Below are 14354 nucleotides of genomic sequence, written 5' to 3' on the forward strand. Positions count from 1 at the left end.
ACAAGGCCACCACCAGCATCGACATCCTCACCACCGGCCCTTGACGAACCAGCCACGCCCCTAACTGAACGGCGTTGGGTCTAGTCTTCCTCGCTCCGGTTGAGCCGCTGGCTGATCACCTGGGTGACGCCGCTGCGCATGGTCACGCCGTAGAGCGCGTCGGCCACCTCCATCGTCCGCTTCTGGTGCGTGATGATGATGAGCTGGCTCTTCTCCCGGAGCTGGGCCATCAGGGTGATCAGCCGGCCGAGGTTGACGTCGTCGAGCGCCGCCTCCACCTCGTCCATGATGTAGAACGGGCTGGGTCGGGCCCGGAAGATCGCCACCAGCATCGCCACCGCGGTCAGCGAACGTTCCCCGCCGGAGAGCAGCGAGAGCCGCTTGATCTTCTTGCCCGGCGGACGGGCCTCCACCTCGACGCCGGTGGTGAGCAGGTCGTCCGGGTCGGTGAGCACCAGCCGCCCCTCGCCGCCGGGAAAGAGCACCGTGAAGACCTGCTCGAACTCCTTGGCGGTGTCGGCGAACGCGCTGGCGAAGACCTCCAGGATCCGGTCGTCGACGTCCTTGACCACGGTGAGCAGGTCCCGTCGGGTGGCCTTGAGGTCCTCCAGCTGCTCGGAGAGGAACTTGAACCGTTCCTCCAGGGCGGCGAACTCCTCCAGCGCCAGCGGGTTGACCTTGCCGAGCATGGCCAGCTCGCGTTCCGCCTTGGCGGCCCGCTTCTCCTGTGCCGCCCGCTCGTACCGGACCGGCTCCGGGACCGGCTGGCCGTCCCGCTCGGCCGCCGCCACGTCCGCCTGGGTGGGCGGCACGAGCTGCTGCGGGCCGTACTCGGCGATCAGGGTCTCCACGTCCAGTGCGAAGTCCTCGGCCGCCTTCGCCTCCAGCTGCTCGATCCGCATCCGCTGTTCGGCGCGGGCCACCTCGTCGCGGTGTACCTGGCTGGTGAGCCGTTCCAGGTCGGCGCCGAGGCGCTTCGCGGCGGCGCGTACCTCGTGCAACTCGGCCTCGCGCGCGGACCGCTCGCGGGCCACCGCGTCCCGGTGCTCCTCGGCCCGGGCCAGGGAGACCCGGAGCCGGACCAGCGCCTCGCGGGCGCCGGCCTCGACGGCGCGGGCGATGCCGGCGCCCCGGATCCGGGCGGCCCGCCGGGCGGCGGCCCGTTCCCGGGCGGCCCGCTCGGCGGTGGCCTGGCGCATCAGGGAGTCGGCCCGGCCGGCGATCGCGGCGACCCGTTCCTCGGCGGTCCGGACCGCGAGCCGGACCTCCATCTCGTTCTGCCGGGCCCGGGGCACCATCGCGGCGAGCTGGTCGCGCTCGGAGGTGGAGGGCTCATCCTCGGTCGGGGTGTCCTCGGCGAGCTTGAGCCGCTCCTCCAGCTCGGCGAGCTTCATCAGGTCCTGCTCGCGGGCCTGCTCGGCCCGGTCCCGGGAGGCACCGAGCCGTTCGGTCTCGGCCCGGGCGGAGCGGGCGGCGGCGCCGAGCTCGGCCAGTCGGCGGGCGGCGGCGTTGCGCTGCCCCTCGGCCTCCCGCTTGGCGGTGGCGGCCACCGCCACCGCCTCCTTGCGCCCGACGACCTCGGCGCGGGCCTCGGCGAGCTGGTCCCGCAGCTCGGCGATGGCCTGCTCGGCGGCGGTCCGGTTGGCGCGGGCCTCCTCGACGGCCGCCTGCACCTCGATGAAGCTGGGCGCCTTGGCCGAGCCACCGGCCGCCGCATAGGCGCCGACCACGTCGCCGTCCGGGGTGACCGCGCGCAGCTCCGGATTCGCGCCGACCAGCGCGGTCGCCGCTGCCAGATCGTCGACGAGTACCACGTCCCGCAGCGCCCGGTGCACCGAAGGGCGCAGGTCGTCGCGGCAGCCGACCAGGTCCGGTGCCCACTTCGCGCCCTCGGGCAGCCGGGGCCGCAGCGCGTCGACGGAACCCTGCATGCCCGGCCCGGCCGGACCACCGACCAGGATGGCGGCCCGCCCGGCGTCGGAGATCTTCAGGAAACGCATCGCCTCGGCGGCCTCGTCGATCCCGGTGACCGCGACCGCGTCGGCGAGCGTACCGAGCGCGGCGGCAAGGGCCGCCTCGTGGCCGGGCGCCACGGTGAGCAGGCTGGCCAGCCCGCCGAGCAGGCCCGGCACCTGGTCCGCCTTCGCCAGCAGCGCCCCGGCACCGTCGGCCCGGCGCAGCCCCATGGCCAGCGCCTCCTCACGGGCCCTCCAGGTGGCCGCGTCCTTCTCCGCCTTCCGCTCGGCGTCGGACAGCGCCCGTACCTGCGCGGCGGCCTGTTCCTGGGCGGTGACCGCCTCGGCGTGCCGGGCGTCCAGTTCGGCGTTGTCCCGGTCCGCCTCGGTGGACTGCTCGGCGACCGCGTCCAGGTCGGCCTGGGCCCGCTCGGCCCGGCCCAGCGCGTCGGCGTACGCCGCGGCGAGCCGCTCGATCTCCTCGCCCGCGCTGGTGGTGCGGGCCCGTGCCGAGTTGACCTGTCCGGTGAGCCGGGCCAGCCCCTCCCGCCGATCGGCGGCGGCCTTCGCGGCGGCGACCAGGGCCCGCTCGGCGGCGGCGAGCTGGCGTTCCAGTTCCTGTCGCTGCTCGACCGCCTCGGCCAGACGTACCTGGTCGTCGGTGAGCGCGGCGCGCAGCTCCTCCTCCTGCTCCCGGACCCGTTCGGCCTCGGCGGCGAGCTGGTCCGGATCACGGCCGGTCCGTTCGTCCTCGGGTGTGGCGCTCAGGTGCCGCAACCGTTCCCGGGCCAGTTGCTCGGTGGAGCGGAAGCGTTCGGTCAGCGCGGAGAGCTTGTACCAGGTGTCCTGGGCGGCGGCGAGCAGCGGGGCGTCCTCGGCCAGCGCCGCCTCCAGTTCGCCGAGGCGGTGCTGCACCTCGGTGTACTCGGCGTCGACCTGTTCGCGCCGTTCGCGCAGCGCGGTCTCGTCGGCGATCTCCTTGTCCAGGGTGGCGCGCAGGGTGTGCAGGTCGTCGGCGAGCAGCCGGAGCCGGGCGTCCCGCAGGTTGGCCTGGATGCCGGCGGCGCGCCGGGCCACCTCGGCCTGCCGGCCGAGCGGCTTGAGCTGGCGGCGCAGTTCGGCGGTGAGGTCGGTGAGCCGGTTGAGGTTGGTCTGCATCGCGTCGAGCTTGCGCAGGGCCTTCTCCTTGCGCTTGCGATGCTTGAGGACGCCGGCCGCCTCCTCGATGAACGCCCGCCGGTCCTCCGGTTTGGCGTGCAGGACGGCGTCCAACCGGCCCTGTCCGACGATGACGTGCATCTCCCGGCCGATGCCGGAGTCGGAGAGGAGTTCCTGGATGTCGAGCAGCCGGCAGGAGTCCCCGTTGATCTCGTATTCGCTCTCCCCGGAGCGGAACATCCGCCGGGTGATCGATACCTCGGTGTAGTCGATGGGCAGGGCACCGTCGGTGTTGTCGATGGTGAGGGTGACCTCGGCGCGGCCCAGCGGGGCCCGGCCGGCGGTACCGGCGAAGATGACGTCCTCCATCTTGCCGCCGCGCAGTGCCTTGGCGCCCTGCTCACCGAGGACCCAGGCGATGGCGTCGACGACGTTGGACTTGCCCGAGCCGTTCGGGCCGACCACGCAGGTGATCCCGGGCTCAAGCTTGAGCGTCGTCGCGGAGGCGAAGGATTTGAAACCCTTCACCGTCAGGCTCTTGAGGTGCACCGTCTCGATCCTGTGCCGGGGGCCGGGGCCTGCTTGCCCAGGCCCTGGGGCCTGCTCTACCAGGCCCTGGTCAATCCGCAGACTAACGCCCGGTCCGGCCCGGTCGGTTACGCGACCCTCCCGACCAGCCCACCCACTCTCGGCGATCTTGCAGAAAGCAACCAGGAATTACGGCTTTTCATATCATTGGTCCGGGCCGGAACTGCACCATCGGCGCGGTTGGATGCAGATACAACTGCGCGCCGTCACTCAAGGTGTCGGCGCGCGATTGGTGTGGTGCGATCGAGTTGTACAGGCGGCGGGCGCCGGCCGGACCGGCGCCCGGGAGATCAGGTCAGCGCGGGCTCGGCGAGCCGGAGCAGGTCGTCCGCCTCGGCTGCCGCCGCCGCGAGCCGATCATTCTCGGCACGCAGCCGCGTGATCTCGAACTCCAGTGCCTGTACCCGTGAACGCAGTCGGGTGACCTCGTCAAGCAGACGCCGGTCTGGCGCCGCGCCGACGTGGCCGTACAGGGCCTTAGCCATTTTGTCTCCTTGTGATGCGCTGCCGGAAAGGCCGGCCAACGCGCGCCCGAAACCTCGCGACTATCAACCCGCAGCAAACGCGGGCATGAACGGGCGCGACTGGCGACACCTATATATTGCGGCCAGAAGCCATCGGCGTCAAGTTTTCCCAGGCCGTAGATCATCTCCACGTCGACCGGTCCGGCTCACCGGGTCGCCCACCAGGCACGAACATGACGCTGTTCGGACGAGCGGAGTCTAACCCGGGCGGTACGGTCGAACTGAGAGAAGAATCCTCACGTTCGCCTTAACTCTTTCTTAGCCACGTTGCTCCCGGTCGAACGCCGCACGTAGCGTCGCAGCGACTCAGACCAGCGAACCTGTGGAGGCATCCGCGTGCACGGCTGGAACGATCCGCTCGACCAGGAGGGCGCGCAGCGTCCCGTCCCACCGACCGGGGAACCGCCGCACCGGTCGTCCGGACAGCCCTCCCCCGCCTACCCCGACTGGGACGGTTACCAGTCGTACGGCTCGGCGGCGTACGCCAGCCTTCCCGGCCCGGTCGACCCGCACCGCACCGGGCCCTCGGGCGGGGACGACACCCTCCCGTCCGGTCTTCCCCACCCGGGTCACCCGGAGGCGTACCACGCCAATCCCGACGGATACCGGTATGAGCCCGATGCGGATCGGTACCCGACCGACGGATACCGGTACGAGCCCGATGCGGATCGGTACCCGACCGACGGGTACCGGTACGAGTCCGACGGGTACCCGTACGTGGCGGACGGATACCACCAGCAGTCGGACGGATACCGGCATGGGGCGGACGGGTACCGCCACGAACGGACGCCGAGCCGGGACGAGGTGTTCCACGATGACCGGGTAAGGGGGACCACCGGCTGGACCGGGGCCACGTCCGGCGCACCGGTCGCGCACCGTACCGCCGACGCCCGGCGCCGGTCGGGACGCCGTCTCCCCCGGCCCACGCTGGCCGCCGGAGCCGCCGCCGTGGTGGCCCTGGCCGTGATGGTGGGCGCCGGGGTCGCGTTCCTGCCGACCGGCAACGAAGGGCAGCAGCCCCTGGTCGCCGAGGGGGCCGGTGGGCTGCCGGTCGATGGTGGGTCGGCCTCCACGGGGGCGGCCGACACCGCAGGCGACCCGACGGGTACGCCGTCGGCCACGACCAGCCCGAACGCCTCGCCCAGCCCCACGGCGAAGCCCAGCCCGACCCCGGTACGGGCGAAGGCACCGACGCGCAGTATCAAGCGGACCGCATCCCCCGCGCCGAGCCGCACCCAGGCGCCCGCCGGCAACACCGGCACCAGCAGCGTCGAACAGCAGGTCGTCACGCTGGTCAACCAGGAACGGGCCAAGGCGGGCTGCGGCGCGGTCACGATCAACGCCAACCTGGCCACCGCCGCCCAACTGCACAGCGACGACCAGGCCGCGCGGCAGCAGATGTCGCACACCGGCAGCGACGGCAGCGACTTCGTGCAGCGCGCCAAGCGGGCCGGGTACCAGTACCCGATCGGCGAGAACGTGGCGATGGGGTACGAGACGGCGGCTGCGGTGATGGAGGGCTGGATGAACAGCCCCGGGCACCGCGCCAACATCCTCAACTGTGACGCCAAGGCGATCGGCGTCGGCGTGGCCACCGGCGGCGGCCGGCTCTACTGGACCCAGGTCTTCGGCTCCCGGGCCTGACCGGGTCACCCGGTTGGGCTGCCCCGCCCGGTCCGGCCAACCCGGACCACCCCAGCTACTGAGCCCACCCCGACTGTTGAGCCCACCCCGCCGTTGAGCCCACCCCGACCGTTAAGCCCACCCCGACCGTTAAGCCCACCCCGACCGTTAAGCCCACCCCGACCGTTGATCATGAAGTTATTGTCGCGACACGCCGACGCGAACGGCGATAACTTCATGATCAACGAGTCGTTCCGGTGGGCGTACTCGTTGAGCCGGTGAGGGCGCGTCCGGCCGCACAGGTGGTCACGGTGCCGGGTGGTGCCGACGACGACCGCGCCGGCGGCCACCGGTCGGGCCGGGGACACCGGCTGCCGGCGGCGGGCCCGATCGGACGGACGGGGGACGTCCGTGGCCCCGGGAGCTGCCGATGCGGAGCCGGTCACGGTGGGACACCAACGGGCGGCACCGGGCGGCACCGGTGCTGCTCACGGTGGTACTCCTGGCCGGTGCCCTGGTCGGATGCCGCAGCGAGCCGCCCCGTCCGGTGGTACCCGAACCGTGGCCGGGCGGCGTCACCCGGCCGCAGCCCTGGCAGTGGCAGCTCAGCGGCCCGCTCGACGTCACCGTCGAAGCCGACGTCTTCCTGCTCGACCCGGTCCGGACCACCGCCGCCGAGACCACCGAACTGCGGTCCCGGGGACGGCGCCTGATCTGCCTGGTCAGCGCCGGTTCGTTCACCGACCAGGACGTGGACGCGGCCCGCTTCCCCACCCCCGTCCGGGGGCGCAGCGGCGCGCCGCGCGGCGGCACCTGGCTGGACGTGCGGCAGTGGGACGTGCTGGAGCCGGTACTCGCCGACCGGCTGCGGCTGTGCCGGGGCAAACGGTTCGAGGCGGTGGCGTTCACCGCCGTCGACGGGTACGCCCACCGTTCCGGGTTCCCACTGGACTTCGACGCGCAGCTCCGGTTCAACCGGCGGCTCGCCGAACTGGCCCGTTCGCTGGCCCTCTCCCCCGGCCTGGTGAACAACGTGGGGCAGGTCGCCGCGCTGGCCCCGGACTTCGACTTCGCGGTCAACGAGGAGTGCGTACGGCTGCGCCAGTGCGACCGGCTGCTGCCCTTCACCGAGGCCGGCAAGCCGGTGCTGCACGTCGAGTACGCGGGCAGCACCGCCGACTTCTGCGTCACCACGGTCGGCTACGGCTTCGCCTCGATGCGCAAGCAGCGGACGCTGGACGCCTGGCGGGCGCCCTGCGCGTACTGACGGTCCGGGGTGTTAAGAGGGGCCCCTTCCTATACCGAAAGCGATAAGAAGGGGCCCTTCCTTACGGACGGGGGCGGGGCTGGCAGCCCGGGCAGCTGTACGACGAGCGGTTCATGAACGCTTCCCGCCGGATCGGCGCCCCGCACCGCCGGCACGGCTCGCCCTCCCGGCCGTAGACGTTCAACGACCGGTCGAAGTACCCGCTCTCGCCGTTGACGTTGACGTAGAGGGCGTCGAAACTCGTCCCGCCCTGGACGATCGCCTCACCGAGGACGTCCCGCACGTGTCCGAGGAGCCGGGTCGCCGCCGGGGCGGTCAGCGCGTCGGTGGGTCGGGTGCCGTGCAGCTTGGCCCGCCACAGCGCCTCGTCGGCGTAGATGTTGCCCACCCCGGAGATCAGGGTCTGGTCGAGCAGGGCCCGTTTGACCTCGGTCCGTCGGCGGCGCAGCGCCGCGACGAAGCCCTGGTCGGAGAAGTCCGGGTCCATCGGGTCCCGGGCGATGTGCACGATCTCCCGGGGCAGTTCCGCCCCGTTTTCGGAGACCGACAACCCGCCGAAGGTGCGCTGGTCGACGAAGCGCAGCTGCGGGCCGCCGTCGGCGAAGCGGAACCGGATACGCAGGTGCACCTCGTCGGCCGCCTCGGCCGGCTGGAGCAGCAGCTGACCGGACATGCCGAGGTGGCCGATGATCGCGTCCCCGCTGTCCAGCGGCAGCCAGAGATACTTTCCCCGGCGCCGGACACCGGTCACGGTCCGGCCGGCGAGCACGGCGGCGAAGTGGTCACCGCCCGGCAGGTGCCGGCGTACCGCCCGGGGGTGGCGCACCTCGACGGTACTGATCTGGCGGCCGGTGACCCACTGGTCCAGGCCCTGCCGGACCGTCTCGACCTCGGGTAGCTCAGGCACGGGGCAGGCCCGGCTCCGCCGGCTGCGCGGCATCCGGCGCCCCGGTCCGCCCCTCGACGGCCTGGCCATCGGCGGACCGCCCATCGCCGGCCTGACCATCGCCGGCCTGGCCATCGGCGGATCCACCGTCGAGCTGCTCGGACAACGTCCGCCAGGCCGCCTCGGCCGCCCGCTGCTCGGCCTCCTTCTTGCTGCGCCCCTCCGCACCGCCGTACCGGCTGCCGGCCACCACCACCCAGGCGGTGAAGGTCTTCAGGTGGTCCGGGCCGGCGTGGTCGATCCGGTACTCCGGCACCCCGAGACCGAGCGAGGCGGTCAACTCCTGGAGGCTGGTCTTCCAGTCCAGCGCGGCCCCCCGGCCGGCCGACTCCGCCATCAGCGGATCGAACAGCCGGTGGATCACGATCGAGGTGGTCTCCAGCCCGTACTGGAGGTAGATCGCGCCGAGCAGCGCCTCCAGGGTGTCGGCGAGGATGCTCGCCTTGTCCCGGCCACCGGTGGTCTCCTCGCCCTTGCCGAGCAGCAGGTACGCGCCGAGCCCCGACGGGCCGAGGCCGCGCGCCACCTCCGCCAGCGCCCGCATGTTGACCACGCTGGCCCGGAGCTTGGCGAGCTGCCCCTCGGGCAGGTCGGGATGGTTTTGGAAGAGCGCCGTGGTGATGACCACACCGAGGACGGAGTCGCCGAGGAACTCCAACCGCTCGTTCGTCGGCAGTCCGCCGTTCTCGTACGCGTACGAGCGGTGGGTCAGTGCGCGTTCCAGCAGCTCGGGGTCCAGGGCGACGCCGAACGCCGCCTCCAGGTGGCCGACGGGAGCACGGCGCCGCTTGTCGTTGGTCATGCGCTTACCTCGGTGTCGGTCGGGCAGTCGTCTCGGTCGGTTCCGGTGGACGGCCCCTTGCCGTCGCGGTCGATGGATGACCCGCGTCCGTGGTCGGTGGACGAGCCGGCCCGCTCGTGCCCGGCGAGCAGTCCGGCGCTGGAATGGTCCGCGAGCAGCCCGGCGATCGTGGCGATGGCCCGCCGTCGGTGCAGGTGGGCGGCGAGGGCGATGCCGGAGGCGACATCGTCCTCCCGGGCCGCGCCGTGGCAGACCACCACCGTCCCGGCCACCCCCAGCAGGGTGGCGGCCCGGGGCGCCCGACCGCTGGTCGGTGGACCACCGGCCATCGCGTACGCGCCCTCGATCGCCTTGAGCAGGATGTTCCCGGTGAAGCCGTCGGTCACCACGACGTCGGCCCGGGCGCCGGAGGCGATGTCGTACCCCTCGACCAGGCCGACGTACCGACCGGCGCAGGGTAGCTGCTGACCGGTCAGGACGACGTCGGCGGCGCGCCGGGCGCGGTCCCCCTTGCCCGGTTCGGTGCCGACCGACAGCAGCCCCACCCGGGGACCGGCCACGGCATGCGTCACCGCGGCGTAGCCGGCGCCGAGCACCGCGTGCCGGGCGAGGGTGGCCGGTCGGGCCTCCAGCGACCCGCCGACGTCCAGCAGCACCACCGGCCCGTCGATGCCGGGCATGGTGGCGACCAGCGCGGGACGGCGTACCGCCGGCCAGCGGCCCAGACCGAGTGCGGCAGCGGTGACCGTGGCGCCGGTGGAACCGGCGGAGACGACCGCGTCGGCGAGCCCGTCGACCACCGCCGCCACGGCGGCACGCACCGTGGTGTCGGGGCGGGCCGCCCGGGTCGGGTGGTCGGTCATGGCGACGACCCCCCGGACCGGTCGCACCGCGACCCGGGCCCGGTCGGCCGGGGGCAGCGCGCCGAGCAGCTCGCCGACCGCCTCGGGCGGGCCGACGAGCAGCAGGGTCAGGCCGGGGTCGGTGCCGAGCGCCCGCAGAGCGCCGTCAACCACGACGGCGGGAGCATCGTCCCCGCCGAGGAGGTCGACGGCGATCCGCACGGTGCCCGGCTCCATCGGTACGCCGGCCGGATCGGTCCGGCCGGCGTGTGACGGAGCCGGTACACCGGGCAACCGCCAGGGCGTGGGCGCCACCCGACCCGGGGTCGGGAGCGTCACTCGGCGTCCAGGTCAGACCTCAAGAACCTGACGGCCGTTGTAGGTGCCGCAGACGGAGCAGGCGGCGTGCGGCAGCTTCGGCGACTTGCACTGCGGGCAGGCCACGGTCGCGACCGCCGCGGTCTTCCAGTTCGCCCGGCGGGACCGGGTGTTGCTGCGCGACATCTTGCGCTTCGGGACGGCCACGGTATTACTCCTCTTTACGGGTCAGTTGCGACAGGCCCGCCCAACGCGGGTCGATCTGCTGGTGGCTGTGATCGGCCGGCAGATCATCCCAGTGCACCCCGCACTCGGGGCACAGTCCTGGGCAGTCCGTTCGGCAGAGCGGGTTGGTCGGCAGTGTGAGCACCACCGCGTCCCGCAACGCCGGCTCCAGGTCGATCAGGTCGCCCTGCATCCGGCCAACCTCGTCCTCGTCGGTCGTCTCGTCCGTGGTGCTGTTCTCGTACGCGTACAGCTCCTGGATCGGGACGGTCAACGAGTCCTCGATCGGGCGCAGGCAGCGCCCGCACTCGCCCCGGACGGGACCGCTGACGGTCCCGGAGACGAGCACACCCTCGGAAACCGACTGGAGACTCAGGTCGAGGTCCAGGTCGGCGCCTTCCGGCACGCCGATCATCTCCAGGCCGAGGTCCGCCGGTGCCGCTGCCACCCGCTTGACCGTACGCAACGAACCAGGTCGGCGCGGCAGCTCCCTCGTGTCGAGGACCAGCGGCGACCTGGGGTTGAGTGAGGAAGGCGTGTGTTTGGGCATAGTCAGACTCCGGCCTGTGAGAGGCCGACAAAGCAGGTTACCTGGGTCGCGGTCGTACCGTCGAACCGGGGCCACCGCCCCGCCGCGTCCCGGCCCTGCTGCCGGCCGGTGGGGTACTGCTCGACGCCTGCCGGGGCAGGCTCACCCGGATCGGGCCGGGACCGAGACGTCAGAACGGCAGTGGCCGCTCCGCCTCGTCACCGCCGAAGGTACCGATTTCCCGCAGCGCGTGCATCTTGTCCCGACCACGCTCGATCGAGGCCAGCGCCCGGGTGAGGAACTGCTCGAAGTTGGCCAGGGCGGTGTCGACGTAGTCGTCGACCTCCGCGCGCAGCCGCTGCGCCTCGGCGCGGGCCTCGGCGATGATCCGGGCACCCTCGTGCTCGGCGGAGACGGTGATCTCGTTCATCGAGACGAGCCGGGCGTGTTCCGCCTCACCCTCGCTGATGATCCGGTCCGCCTCCCGCCGACCGGCGTCCATGATCTTGTCCCGCTCCTCCAGCAGCGCCGCGGCCCGGCGCAGGTCGGCGGGGAGTTCGGCGCGCAGCTCGTCGAGCACGGCGATCATCTCCCCCCGGTCGACCATGCAGTTGTTACGGGACATCGGGACGGACCGGGCCGCCTCCACCATGGCGATCAGTTCGTCGATGCGGTCGAGCGGGTCCACCGGCACACCACTCCTGTCATTTTGTCGGCCGACCTCCATGATGCGGGTTCGGACCGTCCTGCTGCTCCACCAATGATGCGGTGCGGAGGCGACAGGTGGCCCATCCCGTCTGGCGCGGCGCGTCGCCGGCAGGTGGACGACGGGTGGTCATGACCCGGGGCCGGGCGGGCGCCCGACCCCGGCGGTCAGCCCCGGGTGTCGGGGGCCAACCGCCGCCGCAACTGCTCCCGGACCAGGTCGGGCACGTGCGCCGAGACGTCCCCGCCCCACTTGGCGACGTCCTTGACCAGGCTGGACGAGAGGAACGAGTAGAGCGGGTTGGTCGGCATGAACAGCGTCTCCACCCCGGCCAGCCCGATGTTCATCTGGGCCATCTGGAGTTCGTAGTCGAAGTCGCTGACCGCCCGCAGACCCTTGACCAGGACGGCGGCCTGCTGCGCCCGGCAGAAGTCCACCAGCAGCCCACGGAAGGACTCGATCCGGACGTTGTCGTACGACGCGGTGACCTCACGCAGCATCGACAACCGCTCGTCGACGGTGAACAGGCCACTCTTGGACTGGTTGATCAGCACGCCGACGATCACCTCGTCGAACAGCCGGCTGGCCCGGCCGATGATGTCGAGGTGCCCGTTGGTGACCGGATCGAACGAGCCGGGACAGACCGCACGTCTCATGATCGGCGACCGTACCAAAGAGACGTCTCCCCGTAGCGCCGGCTGCGCTCACCGGTGATTCCCTGCACCCACCCGACCGGGCCGGTCCGGCTGGACCGCTCCACCACCACCAGGGCGTCCGGGGCCAGCCACCCGCGGTCGACCAGCGCGGCCAGCATCGCGGTGAGGTCCGCATCTCCTACGGCGTACGGCGGGTCGGCGAAGACCACGTCGTACGGGTCGCCGGGGCAGCCGGCGGCGAGCACGGTGGTGACCTTCCCGGTGACCAGCCGCACCGCTGGGGCGGCCCGCAGCAGGGCGATGTTCTCCCGGATCACCCGGGCGGCCCGGGGGTCCGACTCCACCAGCAGCACCTCTGCGGCACCCCGGGAGTACGCCTCCAGCCCCACCGCCCCGGAGCCGGCGTAGAGGTCGGCGAACCGGGCACCGGCCAGGTCGAGATCTGCCTCGATGGCGCTGAACAACGCCTCGCGTACCCGGTCGGAGGTGGGGCGGGTACCGGCACCGGGCGGGGCGGCGATCCGCCGTCCACCGAGCGTGCCCGCCACGATCCGGGTCACCGTCGCTCCCTCTGCATACCGGCGACGCTACGGGACGGCCGGGATGCCGGCACCACACGGTCGGTGGATCTCATGTCATGAATCAACCACGCTCGGTATATCAACCGTCTCAAATCCGCATCATCGGCCTTGATGATTGCTGAGAACTGTCCCTTAGTGTCCGTTGTCGCTAGGGTCGGGCGCTGTGTCGGCCACCGATCGCCGACCACGGCGTCGGGGAAGCGCCACTGCGGGTCGCGCCGTCCTCGTTTCCCGGCAGCGACCGCTCCCGGCCCCCCGTACGTCGCCCTGAAGCCCCTTGCACCCCCAGGAGCAAGCGTGATCCGTACCAGGCTGTCGCTCCGGCGACCGCTCGTCGTGGCCGGTACCACCCTCGTCGGCCTCGCCACGGTCTTTGCCCTCTCGGCCCCCGCCGTGGCCACCGACCCCACCCCCACCGCCTCGCCGGCCGGGGCCGGACCGACCGCGACACCGACCGGGCCGACCTGCGTCAGCACCGCCGACGCCCGCTACAAGCACAAGTTCGACGGGCGGGCCGGTACCGCCAGCATCGAGCTGCTCAACGGGCCGCTCTGCGCCGGACAGGAACAGCCGCTGGCCCTGGTGTCGTACGTCGCACCGTCGGCGAAGTTCGCCATGCCGCAGTACCTGTTCGACAGTTCGGTGAAGTCCTTCAGCGCACCGAAGGAGGGTGAGCTGGCCGTCACCCGGCTGGAGTTCGCCGTCACGGTGCCGGCCTGCTTCACCCAGGTCGACTTCGTCTTCGGTGACAAGCTCATCGACCCGCTCACCGACTCCAGCGACCGGTACGGCGACCGCAAGGTCGGCAGCCCGAAGGGCATCGGCTCGCAGTCGAAGGGCCGCCAGGCGTGGTACAACGGCGGCCAGGAGAGCTGCGTCGCGGCACCCGAGGTGGAGGCGCTCTCCGACTGCGACGGCACGGTCACCCTGAAGCTGATCAACCGCAAGGGCAACGCGGCGGCGACCTTCGTGGTCACCGGCAGCGCGGGCTTCAGCCGGACCGTCAGCGTGCCGATCAAGGGCATCGAGGAGGTCGAACTGGACGCGCAGAGTGCCAGGGAGATCACCGTCACCGCCGACGGCAAGCAGGTCTACCAGGGCAAGTGGACCAAGCCGCAGGACTGCCAGGAGCCCGAGGTGGGCCAGCCCGACACCGGGTACGCCATCACCTGTACCGAGCTGACGTTCACGATCACCAACCCGGAGAACGGCATCAGCCTGACCTCGACCTTCACGCCGAGCACCGGCAAGGCCCAGACCGTCACGGTCGAGCCGGGCAGGACCACCAAGGTCACCTTCCCCGGCTCGGCCGGGCTGACCGTCACCGTCACCGGTGACCTGGCCAGCGAGAAGCCGGTCGCCTGGGAGAAGCCGGCGAACTGTGCCGGCGGCGGAGCCGGCGGGGGCGACGGTGACCTCCCGCTGACCGGTGCGGCGGCCGGTGGCATCGCTGCGGCGGCGGGTGTGCTGCTGGTCGTCGGCGGTGTGCTCTACCTCATGGCCCGGCGGCGCCGGGTCCGGTTCACCGCCTGAGCGGTACCGCGCTGAGTTCGGCGACGGCGCGTCGGCCCCACCCGGCCGGCGCGCCGTCGGCGTCTCCCGCCACCACCCCGGCGGGCGGGGTGCAGACGTGC

General features: G+C 72.2%; 12 protein-coding genes and 1 pseudogene. 3 read left to right on the forward strand and 10 right to left on the reverse strand.

Translation table 11 applies throughout. The annotated features are described in order from the left end of the window. Positions 1–80: 80 nt before the first annotated feature. Together smc and V6U90_RS15415 are read right to left on the reverse strand one after the other, a co-directional pair. Positions 81–3662 carry a chromosome segregation protein SMC gene (smc, locus tag V6U90_RS15410; protein WP_334436186.1) on the reverse strand — a complete coding sequence of 1194 codons (3582 nt, stop codon included), beginning with the start codon at positions 3660–3662 and terminating at the stop codon, positions 81–83. A gap of 329 nt (positions 3663–3991) precedes the next feature. Beyond that, positions 3992–4186 (reverse strand): hypothetical protein, encoded by a 195-nt coding sequence (locus V6U90_RS15415; protein WP_036374707.1) that lies wholly within the window; start codon positions 4184–4186, stop codon positions 3992–3994. Between the two features lie 375 nt (positions 4187–4561). Between V6U90_RS15415 and V6U90_RS15420 the strand changes: the two genes are divergently transcribed. Beyond that, on the forward strand, positions 4562–5869 hold the full coding sequence (locus V6U90_RS15420) for a CAP domain-containing protein (protein WP_334436203.1): 1308 nt from the start codon (positions 4562–4564) through the stop codon (positions 5867–5869). Between the two features lie 409 nt (positions 5870–6278). Continuing rightward, on the forward strand, positions 6279–7115 hold the full coding sequence (locus tag V6U90_RS15425; protein WP_334436205.1) for an endo alpha-1,4 polygalactosaminidase: 837 nt from the start codon (positions 6279–6281) through the stop codon (positions 7113–7115). Positions 7116–7176: 61 nt separating this feature from the next. Here the strand turns inward: V6U90_RS15425 and mutM are convergent, their stop codons facing one another. From mutM to rsmD, 8 genes and pseudogenes are all read right to left on the reverse strand, one after another. Then, a complete protein-coding gene (gene mutM / locus V6U90_RS15430; RefSeq protein ID WP_334436207.1) occupies positions 7177–8022 on the reverse strand; it encodes a bifunctional DNA-formamidopyrimidine glycosylase/DNA-(apurinic or apyrimidinic site) lyase in 846 nt (281 codons plus the stop codon). Then, the gene (rnc, locus tag V6U90_RS15435; RefSeq protein WP_334436210.1) at positions 8015–8863 is read right to left on the reverse strand and encodes a ribonuclease III; all 849 of its coding nucleotides are present in this window, start codon (positions 8861–8863) and stop codon (positions 8015–8017) included. The genes mutM and rnc overlap by 8 nt, the downstream gene beginning before the upstream one ends. Before the next feature lie 146 nt (positions 8864–9009). Next, a pseudogene (locus V6U90_RS15440) lies at positions 9010–9942 on the reverse strand (phosphate acyltransferase PlsX); the annotation flags it as partial. 114 nt (positions 9943–10056) lie between these two features. Beyond that, positions 10057–10230: a 50S ribosomal protein L32 gene (rpmF, locus tag V6U90_RS15445; protein ID WP_208813190.1), complete on the reverse strand. Its 174-nt coding sequence runs from the start codon at positions 10228–10230 to the stop codon at positions 10057–10059. A 4-nt stretch (positions 10231–10234) separates the two neighbouring features. After that, on the reverse strand, positions 10235–10798 hold the full coding sequence (locus V6U90_RS15450) for a YceD family protein (protein ID WP_334436215.1): 564 nt from the start codon (positions 10796–10798) through the stop codon (positions 10235–10237). 169 nt (positions 10799–10967) lie between these two features. Next, positions 10968–11465, reverse strand: a complete 498-nt coding sequence (locus V6U90_RS15455) for a hypothetical protein (protein ID WP_334436217.1) — start codon at positions 11463–11465, stop codon at positions 10968–10970. Positions 11466–11650: 185 nt separating this feature from the next. Beyond that, positions 11651–12139: a pantetheine-phosphate adenylyltransferase gene (coaD, locus tag V6U90_RS15460; RefSeq protein ID WP_334436220.1), complete on the reverse strand. Its 489-nt coding sequence runs from the start codon at positions 12137–12139 to the stop codon at positions 11651–11653. Then, positions 12136–12699 (reverse strand): 16S rRNA (guanine(966)-N(2))-methyltransferase RsmD, encoded by a 564-nt coding sequence (gene rsmD, locus V6U90_RS15465; protein WP_334436222.1) that lies wholly within the window; start codon positions 12697–12699, stop codon positions 12136–12138. Before rsmD ends, coaD begins: the two co-directional genes overlap by 4 nt. A 318-nt stretch (positions 12700–13017) precedes the next feature. Between rsmD and V6U90_RS15470 the strand changes: the two genes are divergently transcribed. After that, a complete protein-coding gene (locus V6U90_RS15470; protein ID WP_334436225.1) occupies positions 13018–14253 on the forward strand; it encodes an LPXTG cell wall anchor domain-containing protein in 1236 nt (411 codons plus the stop codon). Positions 14254–14354 lie beyond the last annotated feature (101 nt).

Origin of the sequence: Micromonospora sp. CPCC 206060 (assembly GCF_036906895.1) — a bacterium.
In the GTDB taxonomy this organism is placed as follows: Bacteria; Actinomycetota; Actinomycetes; order Mycobacteriales; family Micromonosporaceae; genus Micromonospora.

What these genes read in the sequence shown, in the direction of transcription:
- V6U90_RS15415 (WP_036374707.1), bottom strand. Translation starts at nt 4,186, where the DNA reads ATGGCTAAGGCCCTGTACGGCCACGTCGGCGCGGCGCCAGACCGGCGT.
- V6U90_RS15425 (WP_334436205.1), top strand. Translation starts at nt 6,279, where the DNA reads ATGCGGAGCCGGTCACGGTGGGACACCAACGGGCGGCACCGGGCGGCA.
- rnc (WP_334436210.1), bottom strand. Translation starts at nt 8,863, where the DNA reads ATGACCAACGACAAGCGGCGCCGTGCTCCCGTCGGCCACCTGGAGGCG.
- V6U90_RS15450 (WP_334436215.1), bottom strand. Translation starts at nt 10,798, where the DNA reads ATGCCCAAACACACGCCTTCCTCACTCAACCCCAGGTCGCCGCTGGTC.
- coaD (WP_334436220.1), bottom strand. Translation starts at nt 12,139, where the DNA reads ATGAGACGTGCGGTCTGTCCCGGCTCGTTCGATCCGGTCACCAACGGG.